12 protein-coding genes are annotated in these 15291 nt (G+C 72.3%); 4 read left to right on the top strand and 8 right to left on the bottom strand.

Annotation, left to right across the window (positions count from 1 at the left end):
* The first annotated feature begins 153 nt into the window (after nt 1-153).
* Nucleotides 154-3918, top strand: coding sequence for a hypothetical protein (locus D1J60_RS24505; protein ID WP_125822539.1), 3765 nt, complete (start codon nt 154-156; stop codon nt 3916-3918).
* A gap of 71 nt (nt 3919-3989) precedes the next feature.
* The gene (locus D1J60_RS38190; protein ID WP_125822538.1) at nt 3990-4337 is read left to right on the top strand and encodes a hypothetical protein; all 348 of its coding nucleotides are present in this window, start codon (nt 3990-3992) and stop codon (nt 4335-4337) included.
* Between the two features lie 70 nt (nt 4338-4407).
* Here D1J60_RS38190 and D1J60_RS24495 read toward each other — a convergent pair whose 3' ends face one another.
* The 4 genes from D1J60_RS24495 to D1J60_RS24475 form a co-directional block, all read right to left on the bottom strand.
* Entirely contained in the window at nt 4408-5697 is a 1290-nt protein-coding gene (locus D1J60_RS24495; protein ID WP_125822537.1) for a hypothetical protein, read from the bottom strand.
* Nucleotides 5687-6238 carry a DUF6114 domain-containing protein gene (locus tag D1J60_RS24490; protein ID WP_125822536.1) on the bottom strand — a complete coding sequence of 184 codons (552 nt, stop codon included), beginning with the start codon at nt 6236-6238 and terminating at the stop codon, nt 5687-5689. The genes D1J60_RS24495 and D1J60_RS24490 overlap by 11 nt, the downstream gene beginning before the upstream one ends.
* Before the next feature lie 113 nt (nt 6239-6351).
* Nucleotides 6352-6996, bottom strand: a complete 645-nt coding sequence (locus D1J60_RS24485) for a DUF6230 family protein (protein WP_125822535.1) — start codon at nt 6994-6996, stop codon at nt 6352-6354.
* A gap of 586 nt (nt 6997-7582) precedes the next feature.
* Nucleotides 7583-8575 (bottom strand): tetratricopeptide repeat protein, encoded by a 993-nt coding sequence (locus tag D1J60_RS24475; protein WP_125822534.1) that lies wholly within the window; start codon nt 8573-8575, stop codon nt 7583-7585.
* Between the two features lie 238 nt (nt 8576-8813).
* On the opposite strand from D1J60_RS24475, the gene D1J60_RS24470 reads away from it, so the two are divergent.
* Nucleotides 8814-9452 carry a TetR/AcrR family transcriptional regulator gene (locus D1J60_RS24470; RefSeq protein WP_125822533.1) on the top strand — a complete coding sequence of 213 codons (639 nt, stop codon included), beginning with the start codon at nt 8814-8816 and terminating at the stop codon, nt 9450-9452.
* 102 nt (nt 9453-9554) lie between these two features.
* Here D1J60_RS24470 and D1J60_RS24465 read toward each other — a convergent pair whose 3' ends face one another.
* The 4 genes from D1J60_RS24465 to D1J60_RS24450 all read right to left on the bottom strand — a co-directional run bounded on the left by D1J60_RS24465 (nt 9555) and on the right by D1J60_RS24450 (nt 13717).
* Nucleotides 9555-11255 carry a methylmalonyl-CoA mutase family protein gene (locus D1J60_RS24465; protein WP_125596439.1) on the bottom strand — a complete coding sequence of 567 codons (1701 nt, stop codon included), beginning with the start codon at nt 11253-11255 and terminating at the stop codon, nt 9555-9557.
* 97 nt (nt 11256-11352) lie between these two features.
* On the bottom strand, nt 11353-11682 hold the full coding sequence (locus D1J60_RS24460) for a DUF3817 domain-containing protein (RefSeq protein WP_125596436.1): 330 nt from the start codon (nt 11680-11682) through the stop codon (nt 11353-11355).
* Nucleotides 11683-11815: 133 nt separating this feature from the next.
* Nucleotides 11816-12325, bottom strand: coding sequence for a MarR family transcriptional regulator (locus D1J60_RS24455; protein WP_125605988.1), 510 nt, complete (start codon nt 12323-12325; stop codon nt 11816-11818).
* Nucleotides 12326-12346: 21 nt separating this feature from the next.
* Nucleotides 12347-13717 (bottom strand): MFS transporter, encoded by a 1371-nt coding sequence (locus tag D1J60_RS24450; RefSeq protein WP_125822532.1) that lies wholly within the window; start codon nt 13715-13717, stop codon nt 12347-12349.
* A gap of 209 nt (nt 13718-13926) precedes the next feature.
* On the opposite strand from D1J60_RS24450, the gene D1J60_RS24445 reads away from it, so the two are divergent.
* Nucleotides 13927-14925 carry a DUF5937 family protein gene (locus D1J60_RS24445; protein ID WP_125822531.1) on the top strand — a complete coding sequence of 333 codons (999 nt, stop codon included), beginning with the start codon at nt 13927-13929 and terminating at the stop codon, nt 14923-14925.
* Nucleotides 14926-15291 lie beyond the last annotated feature (366 nt).

Genomic DNA, 15291 nt, shown 5'->3' with positions numbered 1-15291 from the left:
AGGCGAACGGGGTTGTGCACCTGACCCGTGCACAGGGGGGAATCGACCATTTCTGCTCCACCGTGCCGCCGCCGCATGCCGCGTCGGCACGGCCTTACGTACGCGCGCCTTCCTTCGGGCTGACCAGAACCCCTGAAGACAGGCAACAAGCACGTGCAACGAACCACCCTCCTGCGGCGCAGGAGTGCCGGCGTCCGAGCAGCGGTCCGGCGAGGGCTGGCCGGTACCGCTCTCGCCACCAGCGCAGCCCTGCTGGCCGGCCTCATCAGTGCCGCTCCCGCGTCGGCCGTTGAGATTCCGCCGGACGACGAACCGCAGTACCGGCCCATCAGTCTCGGCTCGGACCCGCGCAGGGACCGGTGCGCGGCGGGCTTCGCCCTGCACATCGGCGGCCCGGAAATGAAGAAGGTCGCCTCCAAGGCCCTCGCGGGTACGACGGCGGAACTCAACGCCGCCACCGCCATGGACCCGCAGACGGGCCAGTACCCGCTGTACGAAGCGATGCTCAAGGACCGGGACTCCCGCGAGGGCTCACCCGTCGAGTCCGCCGAACGGCGGGAGCGCTGGGAGAAGGCGAACTACCCGTACTGGGAGTCCGGCACCAAGGCGGGGATCCCGCAGTACGCCCCGAAGTTCGACGAGGACATCGTCGCCTTCACCCTGGGCCCCCAGCGCGCCCTGTACTACCAGCTCGGCGGAGACGGCCACTCGACGCCTTCCAAGGCCGCCCTCGACAAGGCCAAGGCCCTCGCCGAAGAGCTGAAGGGCCAGGACCTCAACAACGACTTCGTCACCAAGGACCTGCTCGGTGACACGCTCGGCATCACCACGGGCAGCGACGTGGCCCGCTACCTGCGGCTCGGCGGCTACATGAAGCAGGCGCCCCCCGAGGGCTCCGTCGAGTTCCGCCTCGAGGTCGAAGCGCTGAAGGCCTCATGGGGCGCCTGCGACAGCCGCAACCCGGTGGACTTCTATCGCGTCATGTCGCCGATCGTCGTCACCGCGCACATGGAGTGGGAGCAGGAGTACGCCACTCAGGCCGCTCCGCGAAACGAGATCGTCAACGCCGAGGTCACCGCCGCCGGCGAAGCCCGCAAGGCCACCGAGGCCATGATCGAGTCGCTCGGGCAGGCATGGCTCGCCGACCAGATCCTGACCTGGCAGAAGTACTGGGCCGGCCAGCCGGCCAACGCCTCCGGCCGTCCCGCCGCGTCCGTCTTCACCCAGGCGAACAAGGACCTGGCCGCTGCCCGTACCAGGGCAGCCGACCAGGCGAAGGTCGCCGCGACCGCCTCGGCGGCCGCCAAGGCGGCGTCGGCCAAGGCCGGCACGGCACAGACCACGGCGTGGGCCCTCGCAGACGCGGCAAAGGCTCCGCGGGGCCGCGGACTGCTGTTCGCGCAGCAGTCCGTCCAGGTCACCAAGGCCTCGGCCGCGGCTGCCGAAGCCGCCGCGAAGGCCGCCGAGACCGCGTCGAACGCCGCCAAGGCGACCGTAGCGGACAGCAAGACCCTCTACGCCCTGGCGCAGACCCAGTCGCACGCCATGAACACCGAGTTCCGCCGCGTCGCGGCGCAGGAGGCCGCCGCCCAGGCGAAGGCCGCCGCCGAGTCCGCCGCCGCCCAGGCCAAGGAAGCCGCGGACAACGCCACCAAGGCGAAGGCGGCGCAGACCAAGGCCGAAACCGCCCGGGACGCGGCGAAGACGGCCGCGGACAACGCGAAGGCCCAGCGGATCAAGGCCGAGCAGGAACGTGACGTCGCCAAGGCCGAGCACGCCAAGGCCACGGCGGAGCGGAACAAGGCGCTGGCGGCCGAGAAGCGCGCCACCACCGAGCGCGAGGCGGCGGCCAAGGCCCGTACCGCTGCGGAGACCGCCGGCTCGACCGCCGCGGACAAGCTGGACGCCGCCGAAGCCGCCGAGCAACGGGCGGCCCTCGCCCGTGACGCGGCCGCGCAGGCGGAGCGCGACCTGCGGGCCAAGGACGCCCGCGCCGCGGCCCTGGAGTCGGCGGCTGCCGCCGCCGAGGGCACCGCCGCCGCCGGGGACAGCCGCAAGGCCGCGACGGAGGCCCGCACCGCGGCCAACACCGCCAAGGGCGCGGCGGACCGGGCCCGCACGGCCGCCGACGAGGCGGGATCCGCCGCCGTCGAGGCCCGTGCCGCCGCCACCCGGGCGGAGGGCGCCGCCGCCCGCTCGCAGGCCGCGTACGAGAACGCGAACGCGCAGTGGTGGACCAGCTACGCCGCCGCCCAGACGGCTCACGCCGCGGCCGCCGAGGCGATCGACGCCTCGGACGCCGCCTCCGCGAACGCCGTGAAGGCGGAGGCGGAGGCCAAGAAGGCCCAGGCCGCCTCGGCCCAGGCCAAGAAGGAGGCGGCCGCGGCCCAGGACGAGGCCGAGAAGACCTCGGCCTGGTCGGCCGTCACCGCCGGACACGCCTACGCGACCGCCCAGGCGGCCGCGGCCGCCCGCGACTCGGCGGCGGAAGCCGTGAAGCCGGCCAATACCGCCATCGCGACCGGCACCCCGTACCGGGAGTCCGACTCCGCCGCCGCCTTCGCCGTCCTGGTGGGGCAGTCCGCCAAGTCGCTCGCCGAGCAGCAGGCGGCGGCGGCCACCGCGAAGTCCGACGAGGCCACCAAGGCAGCGGCCGCCGCCAAGGCGCTGGCCGACAAGGCCACCGGTGACGCCAAGCTCGCCGCCCAGGCTTCCGCCGCAGCGGCGGCCGACACCGCCGCGGCTCTGAAATCGGTCGCCGCCGCCCGTGCCTCCGCCGCCACGGCGGCCAAGGCAGCGGCGGCCGCCAAGGCCGCGGAGACCAAGGCCACGGAGTACAACTCCCAGGCCGGTGCCGAGGTCGTCCTCGCCGGCAACGCCTCGCGGGACGCGGCGAGCGAGGCCGCCGCCGCCAACAGCGAGGCCACCGAGGCGGAGAAGAGCGCCGCCAACGCGCGTACCGCCGCGAACGCGGCCAAGAAGGACTCCGACGCCGCGAACGGCGCGGCCACCAAGGCCGAGTCGGACGCGAAGGCCGCGGAAGGTGCCGCGGCTAACGCCCAGCAGTCCGCCAAGGACGCGGACGCGTCGGCGGACCGGGCCGAAGAGGCCCTCCGCAAGTGGCAGGAGGAGCAGCGCGCGGCCCAGCTCGCCGCCGCAAAGTCCAACGGCGGTCCGGGATACGGCGGTGCGGACCTGAACCTCACCCAGGAGGAGGCGCTGCGCAAGGCCTGTGGCCAGGCCTGCGTGGACGAGTACAAGGCCGCTCTGGAGGCGGCCAACAAGGACGTCATCGACTGGGTGATCGAGAACGGCGGCCAGATCCTCCTCGACGTCCTGGGAGTCACGGCCGCGAAGAAGTGCTTCTCCTCCGGGGACGTGGAGAGCTGCCTGTGGACGGCGCTGAACGTGGTCCTCGTCGGCGCCCTCGTACTGAAGATCCCCCAGGTCGCGGTGGCAGTGACCAAGGTGGCGATCGGCCTCGGCGGCTACTTCCGCGCGACGGCCGCTGCCGTCCAGACGCTGGCCCGGCTCAAGCCGATCGCCCAGGTGAGCGCGCACGTGGAGTTCGGCGCGTACACCACCACCACGGCGGCCACCGAAGCCGTCGTCAACATGAAGCGGGCGATGTCGGCCGGCGGCTGGCAGTGGACGATCAACACCGGTCACGGTTTCCACCGGGCCCACTCCTACCGCAAGGGCGAGCAGGCCTTCGAGGCGCTGAGCACCACGCACCTGACGGCCGACCAGATCGAGAAGGCCCTGATCCTCAAGACGCTGGAGCACATGGGCGCGGGCGGGAGCATGGAAGGCTTGCAGAAGCTGTACGTCACCATCGACGGGATCAAGATCAAGGGCCACATCATGAAGGTGGGTGAGAACCTCATCTCGATCTCGACGTACGTCCGGGTCGGCTAGCCGGCCGGGCGCTGCCGCGCCCCGTGCGCACAGCACCCCCTCAAGCCCACAGGAACGAGCAAGGAACCCCGATGAAGGATCTGATCACGCTGGGGCGTGCCGTCGTCCCCGAGAACAGGGTGGACACACCCCCGGAACGGTTCGGGGAGGCCGAGTTCGCCTACGTCGAGACGATCATCTACGCGGACCCGGACGAGATCCTCGCGATGCTCCGTACGCTGAAGGCCGAGAACTTCATCGGCCTTCCCTCCTGGGCCCGCAACCTGGCCTACCGGATCGTCTGCCTCCAGCGGCCGGACGACGCGGCCGTGTTGCGTGAGGCGGCCGAGGACCTGTTCGCCTTCGCGGACTGGGACGAGATCGCGGAGGAGCTGGTGGCCCGCGCCGACCGCCTGGACCCGCCAAGAGCGTCCTCGTAACCGGTGTCCCACCACGGCGAAGCGGCCCGCACCCCGAGAGGGGTGCGGGCCGCTTCCCGTGCCGGGAGTACTACTCCGCCGGGCCGATGTAGTTCTTCAGGCCCGGGACGGTGAGGTTGCCGCCGAACTGGCCGGCCTGGACGACCTTGACCTTCGTGAAGAACGCGAAGGGGACGTTCAGGGGCGGCGGGGTGTTCGGGGTGAACTCGATCGGGATGAGGCCGAAGAGGTTGCCCTTGAGGCTCTCCGTGTACATCGTGACCTTGCCGCCGCGGATCGTGGACGTGGAGCCCGGGCGCGACTTGAGGTGGGCGATGTTCGGGCCCTTTCCGACCGTCTGGTACAGGTCCTTGATGTCCAGCGAGTCCGCCGTGAACTTCAGGACCTTCTTGACCTTGCCGCCCGCCGTCTTCACCTCCACGATGCCCTCGTAGTCGAGGCCGTAGAGGGTCAGCAGCGAGCTGTCCAGGTACCAGGGCTCGTCCGGCAGGAGCGGGATGCCGGGCTCCAGCTTGGCGTTGGCGAAGGCCTCGGCGTCGAAGGTCGGGCAGGGGAAGGGCTGCTTCCCGTCCGGGCCCGTCGTCGCCGACGTGGACGGGGACGGGCTGGGGGACGCCCCGTCGGCGTCCTTCTCCGCGTCCTTGGCCGTCTTGCCGGTCTCGTCCTTCGGCTTGGTGGCCGTGTCCTTGACGCTCTGCGGGAGCTCCTCGACCTTGACCCCGGCCTTCTTCGCGGCGTCGCGGATCGCGTCGGCGGAGGGGTCCTTCGTCGGGGTGGTCGTGGTGGGCGCGGGTGCCGGGGTGGCCGGCTTCTTCGCGTCCTGGAGGGGCTTGCCGAGGCCGTCCACGAGGTCCTTGAGGGCGTCGCCGACGCCCAGCGGGTCCAGCGGGTTCGCCGGCTTGGCGGACGGGGCCGACGCCGACGGGGACGGGGAGGTGCCCGTCTTCGGGGTCTGGGGCGGCTTGGCGGACGTGGAGGCCGAGGCCGACGGGGGCGCCGCCGGCTTCGGGGCCTTGCTCGCGCCCGGGGACGGGCTCGCGCCGGGTGAGGCGGAGGCCGAGGGCGACGGGGAGGCGGACGTCGACGGTGTCGGAGAGGGCGACTTCGCGGGCTCGTCGGAGCGGGTCACACACGGGCCGGGCGCGAAGGGGATGTCCTTGTCGTCGGCCAGCGCCAGCTTCGGGGCGAGGCCCATCCCGACGAGGACGGCGGTCGGCATCGCGGCGAGCGCCATCGTCTTGCCGACGGGTATCTGGATCTTGTTCAGCAGCGACTTCCTGGGCGCCGCGTGGCGCGGGCCCCTTCTCTCACGGGACTCCGCTCCGGGGGTGACCCCCCGCTGCGTCTCGTCACCCCGCACTGTTCCTCCCGCCATCGGCGTGGGCAGTCGTCTCGGTCGCGTACGCCGTTTCCGTGTCCCGGGGGCCGGGGACGCCGTAGAACGGGTCCGCGGGCGGCACCTCGGTCGCCTTGGCCGGCTCCGGCTCGTCCTCCGCCGGCACGCCCGGCGCCCAGGCCAGCGCGAGGCATCCGCCGATCATGGCGGTGAGGAAGCCGATGAAGAAGCCGCCGAGGTTGGACTTCGGGATCGACACCAGGGCGAGGAGGATCGCCGCGACGCCCGCGAAGACCCGGATGCCCTGCTGGAACCAGAGGCCTATGCCCAGCGTGATCAGCAGGCCGCCGAGGATCAGCGAGACGGAGCCGGACGTCGTCGCCATCGCGAGGGAGACGTTGGCCAGTCGGATGTCCGCGAACGGGAAGTAGATGATCGGTACTCCGCCGAGGAGCGTGAACAGGCCCGCCCAGAAGGGACGGTTACCACGCCAGGCACGGAAGCGGAGGCGCATGACAGTGAGCCAGTGTTCGTCTGCGGCGTGAACCGGGGCCTCGGGGTTCATGGACAACAGCTCCCTGGAAACGGTGGTACGGAGAACTCTGTGGAGCCCGGACGGGCGTGCTTCGACGGCTGCCGTCGCCCGCCCGTCCGGTCACTTCACAGGACGGGACCGGCTTACTTCTCGTCCTGGTAGCACGGCTCGTTGCCGCTGATGAGGCGCAGCTTGAGGTCGGGCAGGGTGAAGGTACCCGCCGTCGTCGCCCACGCCTTCTGGCGCACCTTGGTCAGCGTCGCCGTCTTGGCGCGCTGCGAGAAGAGCGCGCCGTCCGCCACCGTGTTGGGGACGGGCTTGGTGGTGTGGCTCTCGTCGCCCACCGCGACACCGATGTCGAGCTTCTCGAACTTGGCGTCCGCGTCCAGCTCGGCCACGTCGAGGTAGAGGTTCTCCGCGACGGCCGGCCTGCCCTTGTTGCCCGTGCGCAGCTGCAGGGTGATGGCGCCGAGGCCGGGCACCGGGGTGACCAGCGACTGGCACATGTTGGTGATCTTGGCGGAGCTGAAGCCGGAGATCGTGACCGGGTGCTTGGTGGTCTTGTCACTGCCGATCGTCTTGCCCTCGGCGACGCTGCCGTACTGGATCAGGTCCTGACCGACGAGCTCGTCGGCCGACACCTTGAAGTCCTGGCCCGACACGCTGAAGGACGCCGCGAGGGCACCCTGCGCCAGACCCACACCGACCGCGGCGGTGGCCGCGATGCTCGGCACCATGACGAGCGCGAAGCGCTTCCATCTGGTCCCGCCACGAACCTGGGAAATCATCTTGTTCCTCCTTCTCGGACGTACATCTCCGGTCCGGGCCGGGAGGCCCGTCCTGGGATGGGAGAAGTGCTACGTCCTCGGGAAGGAGCGCAGGCGGCCGAGCCGCGGCGCAGCCGCGTCCGATACACCGGCGTTCACCCCCGAGCGACAACCACTGGGCCACGCGTTCGCGCAACCTGGAGGACAGGCCCTGCCGGTGTGGCAGGGACCCCCCTGTCCACGGCCGGTGCCACTGTCACCGGCCGGCCCGGTGGGGACCCTCCGCCGCGGTTCCGGGTGAGCGGTTCTGCGGGAAGGACCGAGCGTCGCCGATCGTGGTCCATTCCAGGCCGGGGCACAAGGGGGTTCGTTACTGGCGGGTAACGGCTGGATAACCGGAGTCTTGCCCCGTGGCGTCGCACGGCCACACAGGGTGTCACCCTGGGCCACGACAGAAGGGGTGAAGAACGAACCAACCGGACAGTTCACGGGGTTCGATTTACTGCGAGTAACAGCGGCCGCGATTACCAAGTTTTGGCAAAGTGCGGCCGCTGTTTATCTCCGTGTCAACAAATCGCCGGTGACGGCACACGCCACCGGAGTACGGCTAGAACAGCACCCGCGCCAGCGCCGTACGGGCCTGCGTGACCCGCGGGTCGTCCGCGCCGATCACCTCGAACAGCTCCAGCAGCCGGACCCGTACCGCGTCCCGGTCGTCACCGAACGTGACCCGGACGGTGTCCACCAGACGCCCGAAGGCGTCCGCCACGTGACCGCCCGCCAGGTCCAGGTCGGCCGCGGCCATCTGCGCGGCCGGGTCCTTCGGGTTCGCGGCCGCCTCGGCGCGCACCGTCTGCGGGTCCATGTGCTGCACCCGGGACAGCAGCTCGGCCTGGGCCAGGCCCAGCTTCGCTTCGGTGTTCGCCGGGTCGTCGGACAGGACGTTCTTGTACGCCTGCACCGCACCGGCCAGGTCACCGGCGTCCAGCGCGACGACGGCCGCCTCCAGCAGCGCGTCGTACGGGCCGGCCGGGACCGCGGCAGGGGCCGCCGGGGCACCCTCGGCACCCGGGTCGACCTGGAGGCCGACGAGCCCGAAGCGCTCCTCGGCGACCTGCACCAGCTGGGCCAGGGTCTCGCGGATCTGCTGCTCGGGCGCCACGCCCTGGAACAGCGGCAGCACCTGGCCGGCGACCACGGCGAACACGGCCGGGATGCCCTGGATGCCGAACTGCTGCATCAGCATCTGGTTGGCGTCGACGTCGATCTTCGCCAGGACGAAACGGCCGCCGGCCTCGACGGCGAGGCGCTCCAGCAGCGGGCCGAGCTGCTTGCACGGCTCGCACCACTCGGCCCAGAAGTCGAGGACGACCGGGACCTCGTTGGAGAGCTGGAGCACGTCGCGCTCGAAGCCCGCCTCGGATACGTCGAAGACGAGGGCGGACGGCGGTACGGCGCCGCCGGGCGCGCTGCCCGCGCCGCCACCGCCATGCCGGGACGCCTCGTTGCGCGCCTGCTCGGCCTTGGCCTTGGCTTCGCCGGCCGCCTTCACAGCGGCGAGGTCGACCACGCCGCTCATGGACATGTTTCTGGGCTGCATGCGTACATCCTCCCCCTTGTGCGCGCGCCGACGAAAAGGATCCCGAAAGATCGTCCTGCGTTGTGCGATATTCCGTTGGTCGGCGCCGGGTCCCCACCTGGCGCCAGTAGCTTCGCGTGGTTGTCGCTCTTACGCTACGAGCCGTAGCGTAACTCCCCCGGGACCCGCGCGCCCCGTGATCTGAACCACAGCGAACAGCCCCCCGCCGGTTCCGCTACCGGCGGGTATGGTCTCGGCCATGCGCAACCCCAGCCCGGGCGTCAGCTCCCCGCACGGCCGTACCGGCCGCCCCCGCAGCGCGGCCGCCGACACCGCGATCCTCGCGGCGACCCGGGACGCGCTGGTGGAGCTGGGCTGGTCGAAGCTGACGATGGGGGACGTCTCGGCCCGCGCCGGGGTCGCCAAGACCACCCTCTACCGGCGCTGGTCGGGCAAGAACGAGCTGGTCGTGGACGCCGTCGCGGAGCTGTTCGACGAGCTGGAGCTGCCGGACCGGGGCTCGCTCGAAGCCGACATCGAGGACGTGGTGCTCCAGTTCGCGCGGCTGCTGCGGCGCCCGGAGGCCCGTACGGCCCTGATGGCCGTGGTCGCGGAGTCCACCCGGGACGAGGCGCTGCGGGACCGGATCCGGTCGGCGATCGTGGACCGGCAGAAACGTCTCGTCGTACTGGGCCGCGAACGGGCGCAGGCCCGGGGCGAACTCCCGCCCGAGGAGGACGAGGCGCTGGCCCGCCACACCACGGACCTGATCTTCGACGTGATCGCGGGCACGGTGGTGCACCGGGCCCTGGTCAGCTGCGAGCCGGTGGACGAGATGTGGGCGGGGGCCTTCACCGCCCTCCTGATGCACGGCCTCCAGGGCGCGGCCCGGACCTGAGCGGGAAACGGGAGGCGGCGGACGGGAAACGGGAAGGCCGGTCGTGCCCGCCGCCTCGGGGGCGGGCACGACCGGCCTTCCGCCGGACCGCGGGAGCGGGGGCTAGAAGCCGGGCGGCTCGGTGTAGACGCCCCACTCGTCGCGCAGGACGTTGCAGATCTCGCCGAGCGTGGCCTCGGCGCGCACCGCGTCGAGCATGGCCGGGATCATGTTCGACCCGTCCCGGGCGGCGTCCAGCATCGCCTTCAGCGAGGCCGTCACCTTGGCGTCGTCGCGGCGCTCCTTGCGGGCGGCCAGGACGCGGACCTGCTCGCGCTCCACCTCGTGGCTGACGCGCAGGATCTCCAGGTCGCCGGTGACGGAGCCGTGGTGGACGTTGACGCCGACGACCCGCTTGTCGCCCTTCTCCAGGGAGCGCTGGTACTGGAAGGCCGACTCGGCGATCTCGCCGGTGAACCAGCCGTCCTCGATGCCGCGCAGGATGCCGGAGGTGATCGGCCCGATCGGGTGCCGGCCGTCCGGGTGGGCGCGCAGGCCGCGCTCCTTGATCTGCTCGAAGATCTTCTCGGCGTCGGCCTCGATGCGGTCGGTGAGCTGCTCGACGTACCAGGAACCGCCCAGCGGGTCGGCGACGTTGGCGACGCCGGTCTCCTCCATCAGCACCTGCTGCGTGCGCAGCGCGATCTCGGCCGCCTGCTCGCTGGGGAGGGCGAGGGTCTCGTCGAGGGCGTTGGTGTGCAGGGAGTTGGTGCCGCCGAGGACGGCCGCGAGGGCCTCGACCGCGGTGCGCACGACGTTGTTGTACGGCTGCTGCGCGGTGAGGGAGACGCCGGCGGTCTGGGTGTGGAAGCGCAGCCACATGGCCTTGTCCGACTTCGCCCCGTAGACCTCCTTCATCCAGCGGGCCCAGATGCGGCGGGCGGCGCGGAACTTGGCGATCTCCTCGAAGAAGTCGAGGTGGGCGTCGAAGAAGAAGGAGAGGCCGGAGGCGAAGTGGTCGACGTCCAGGCCGCGGGAGAGGCCGAGTTCCACGTAGCCGAAGCCGTCGGCCAGGGTGTAGGCGAGCTCCTGCGCGGCCGTCGCCCCGGCCTCGCGGATGTGGTAGCCGGAGACGGAGAGCGGCTTGTAGGCGGGGATGCCGTTCGCGCAGTACTCCATGAGGTCGCCGATGAGGCGCAGGTGCGGCTCGGGTTCGAAGAGCCACTCCTTCTGGGCGATGTACTCCTTGAAGATGTCGGTCTGGAGCGTGCCGTTGAGCACGGCCGGGTCGACGCCCTGGCGCTCGGCGGCGACCAGGTACATGCAGAAGGCGGGCACGGCGGGGCCGCTGATGGTCATGGAGGTGGTGACGTCGCCGAGCGGGATGTCCTTGAAGAGGACCTCCATGTCGGCGGCGGAGTCTATGGCGACGCCGCAGTGGCCGACCTCCCCGAGCGAGCGCGGGTCGTCGGAGTCGCGCCCCATCAGGGTCGGCATGTCGAAGGCGACGGAGAGGCCGCCGCCGCCGGCGGCCAGGATCATCTTGTAGCGCTCGTTGGTCTGCTCGGCGTTGCCGAAGCCGGCGAACTGCCGGATGGTCCAGGTCCGGCCGCGGTAGCCGGTGGCGTGCAGACCCCGGGTGAAGGGGTACTCCCCCGGCCAGCCGATGCGCTCGAACCCCTCGTAGGAGTCGCCGGGGCGGGGCCCGTAGACGGGGTCGACGTCATCTCCGGAGAGCGTCGTGAAATCGGCCTCGCGCTTGCGGGCCTTGTCGTAACGGGCCTGCCAGCGGCGGCGGCCCTCCTCGATGGCGTCAGCGTCCATACCCACGAATTTACTAGGACGTCCTAGTAAATGTCGATGGCAAACCCCCGGAGAGTCTCCCCGGGGGTGTCCGGATCCGGTCGGACCCGAGGCCCGCTCAGGCCTCGGCGGTCGCCATGCCGTCGGTGACCAGCGGCTCGATCTCGGCACGGATGCCGCGCTCGACGAAGAAGGCGGCCAGCGGGATGGTCCCCGAGACCAGCACCCACAGCAGCTTGCCGAACGGCCACTTGGCCTTGGAGCCCAGGTCGAAGGCGAAGACCAGGTAGATCATGAAGAGCACGCCGTGGACCTGCGAGACCGCGAGGGTCAGGCCGGCGCCGGTGTCGAAGCCGTACTTCGCCACCATGCAGGCGCAGAGGATCAGGAGCATGACCGCGGTCACGTAGGCCATGACGCGGTAGCGGGTCAGCACGCTTCGTTTCATGCCGTCGAGCCTAACCGTCCGTTTTGCGGGATCTTGACGCGGCCCCGCCTGTGGGTGGGGGGGTGGGCGTCGGGGCGGGCGCGGGGGCGGCGGTGGGGGGCCGTGGGGGCGGGTGTGGGGGCGGGTGTGTGAGCTACTTCTCCTCGAAGTCCGCGGCGGCCACCCGCAGCGGGCGCAGCAGCGCGAAGATCTCCGCGCACTCCTCCGAGTCGTACACCCCGAGGCCGAAGTCGATCGCCATCAGGTCCTTCGTCGCCGCCTCGACCACCTCGCGGCCCTTCGCCGTGATCGACGCGAGCGTGCCGCGGCCGTCCTGCGGGTTGGGCCGCTTGTCGACCAGGCCGGACCTCACGAGCCGGTCCACGGTGTTCGTCACCGAGGTCGGGTGGACCATCAGGCGCTCGCCGATCTTCGACATCGGCAGCTCGCCCGCCTGGGAGAAGGTGAGCAGCACGAGCGCCTCGTACCGGGCGAAGGTCAGCCCGTACGGCTTCACCACCGCGTCGACCTCGGCCAGCAGGATCTGGTGCGCGCGCATGATGGAGGTGATCGCCGCCATGGACGGCACGGGACCCCAGCGCTGACGCCAGAGCTCGTCGGCTCGGGCGATGGGGTCGAAGGGGAGGCTGAGCGGCTTGGGCATCCACCAGACCCTACCGGGCGGTCATTTCACCGCGAGCCCCGTCTCATTCCTCGACCGCCGCACCTCGGCCAGGAGCAGTACGACCACCCCGCTGCCGAGCGCACCCGAACCGGCGACCACGACGTGTGCCGGGAGGAACTCGGCGGCGGCACCGGCGAGGGCCATCCCGACGCCCTGGAGGGTCATCAGGCCGGTGCTCAGCAAGGTCATCGCCCGTCCGCGCAGCTCGTCGGGGACGGCGTCCACGTACATCCGGTCCAGCCCGAGGGTGTAGGCGTGCGCCAGCCCGGCGAGCAGCAGCGCCGCCAGGACCACGGCCGGGCCGGGGCGGGCGGCGAACAGCAGGAGCGGGAGCGGGGAGGCGGCGGCCAGCGGCGCCGTGATCCGCGTACGCGTTCGGGCGGTGAGCGCCGACCCCGCCCAGAGTTCACCCGCGACGGTGCCGACCGGCAGCGCGCACATCAGCACCCCCAGGGTGACGGTCCCGGCGCCCACGTCCTCGGTGTACGGGGCGAGCAGCGCCTCGGGCACGACGGCGAAGGCGGGCGGCAGCCAGCACAGCAGGGTGAGCGCCCGCAGCCGGCGCCCGCCGAGGACGGCCCGCAGCCCGCCGAGCGGGGACGCGGGCGCGGGGGTGGGGGTGATGGGGGTGATGGGGGTGGGGCCGGTGGTGGGGGTGGGGCCGGTGGTGGCGCGGGCGGGGCGGGCCCGGGTCCCCAGGCGCAGCAGCAGGGCGGAGGCCAGGAACCCGGCGGTGGTCAGCCCGATGGCCGCGCGCGGGGAGACGGCCGCCAGCAGCAGGCCGCCGAGGCCGAACCCGGCGAGCTGGGCGCTCTGCGCGACCATCCGCAGCAGCGAGCGGCCGAGCACGAAGGCCTCCCCGGTCCCGAGGAGGTCGGCGAGGGAGGCGCTGCGGGCGCCCTGGAAGAGGGGGGCCACGAAGGCCATGGCGCAGCGCAGTACGAGGATCCCCGCGACCGGCGTCCCCGGCCAGACCATGCCGGCCGCGCAGGTGGCGCACAGCAGGTCGCACCCGACGAGCACCCGCCGGGCGGGGTACCGGTCGGCGAGCGGGGCGAGCAGGATGCCGCCGAGGGCGTACGGCAGGAAGCCGAGGGCGAAGGTGAGCGCGCTCATCAGGGGCGAGCCGGTGGCGCGGTAGACGAGGACGGTGAGGGAGATCTCGGCGACCACGACACCGAGCAGGGACAGCAGGTGCGCGGCGAAGACGGCGCGGAACTCGCGGACGCGGAACAGGGGGCGGTAGCCGGTCGGGTCGTGGGTGGGGGTGGGAGGTGGGGCGTCGGGCGGGGTGTCGGGCGGGGCGTGGGTGGGGGTGGGGGTGGGGGGTGGGGTGTCGGCCTGGGCGTCGGGCGGGGTGTCGGTTGGCATGCTGCGTAGGTTTCCGGGGCTAGCCTGACGGGCCGAGGGATTCGTCCCTGGACGAATCCGCGGGCGGGCGCGGCTGGACCCCGCGGTGGGATCCGCGGTCGGATCCGCAGTCGGATCCGCAGTCGGCCCGCGGCTGGCTCGCAGCCTGCCTGCGGCCGGGCGCGGCCGGGCCGCGGCCGGGTCGGTAGTCCGCCGGGAGGTGACAGCGCATGGCGTACCAGTTCCGCTTCGGGGCGGCCGACCTGCTGCGGTGCCGGTTCGCGATCTCGCCCCGCTGGGAGACGCAGGAGGCCGTACGGGTCCTGGCGCGGCCGTACCGGCAGGCGTACCACCTGCCCTGGCTGAGCCGGATCCGCTCCGCCGCGGCCGGCCTGGACCTGCGTCCGCTGTGGCTGCTGATGCCGAGGAAGGGGCACAACCCGGACCTGCTGAGCCCGCCGCCCGCCGGACCGTCCGTCACCTTCGCGGAGGAGCTGGCCCGGGTGCGGGCGGCGGCCGGTGATCCGGAGGCCGCGCGCGAGGACCTGCGGCGGGCGCTGGTGTGCACGCCGGGGGCGGTGGACAGCGAGATCGGGCGGCGGATGCTGGCGGATCCCGCGCGGGCGGTCGAGGAGCTGGCCGATCTGTACGAGCGGGCCTGGGAGGCGCTGATCGCCCCGCACTGGCCCCGGCTGCGTGCCCTGCTGGAGGCCGATGTGCTGTTCCACTCGCGCCGGCTGGCGGCGGGCGGGCTGGAGGCGCTGTTCGACGGGCTCCACCCGGACCTGCGGTGGCACGGGCCGGGCCAGACCCTGAGCGTCGAGCGCCCCGCGCACCACCACCGCGAACTCGGCGGGCAGGGGCTGCTCCTGATGCCGAGCGCGTTCGTCTGGCCGGAGGTGGTCGGCGGCTACGACCCGCCGTGGCAGCCGACGCTGGTGTACCCGGCGCGGGGCATCGGCGCGCTGTGGACCGCCGCGGCCGGCCCGGCCCCGAGTGCCCTGGCGGGGCTGCTGGGGCGGGGCCGGGCGGAGGTGCTGTGCGCACTGCACGAGCCCGCCTCGACCACGGCGCTCGCGCACCGGCTGGGCCTGGCGCCCTCGACGGTGTCGGCGCACCTGAAGGCCCTGCGGGCGGCGGGACTCCTCCTCCCCTTCCGCCAGGGCCACCAGGTCCTCTACGAACGCACCCCGCTGGGCATCGCCCTGGCCTCGGGGGGCGCCGACTGAGCCCTCCGTTGCCTCGCGGTCCGAGCCCTCTATCTCCCCCTCGACCCCGTGGGGTCGGGCGGTGGTTGCCCACCCGCCTCCCTGTCTGCGGGGCGGTGCGCCAGGGAGCGGTATCCCCTCGCCCCGTCTCAGAGAAGTCTGGGGGCTTCCCGTCAGTCCCATCGTCCTTCCGTGTCGTGCCGGCCTGTCAAGGGCGCTCCTTCGTCGCGTCGCTACGCGATGGCCTTCGGCCACCCTTGACAGGCCGACCCGCCCCGGAAAGCCGAAAGACTGCCGGGAAACCCCCAAAGAAACGGCACGGTCCAAGGGCAAGGGACGGGTCCCTCAGGGATCAGTCGAGGGGCCGGGCGTCGGCCCGCCGGGCAT

It is taken from the genome of Streptomyces sp. W1SF4 (genome assembly GCF_003950035.1).
GTDB classification, from domain to species: domain Bacteria; phylum Actinomycetota; class Actinomycetes; order Streptomycetales; family Streptomycetaceae; genus Streptomyces; species Streptomyces racemochromogenes.
The sequence above is the reverse complement of the archived record's forward strand: the minus strand, read 5'-3'. Positions and strand labels throughout refer to the sequence as shown.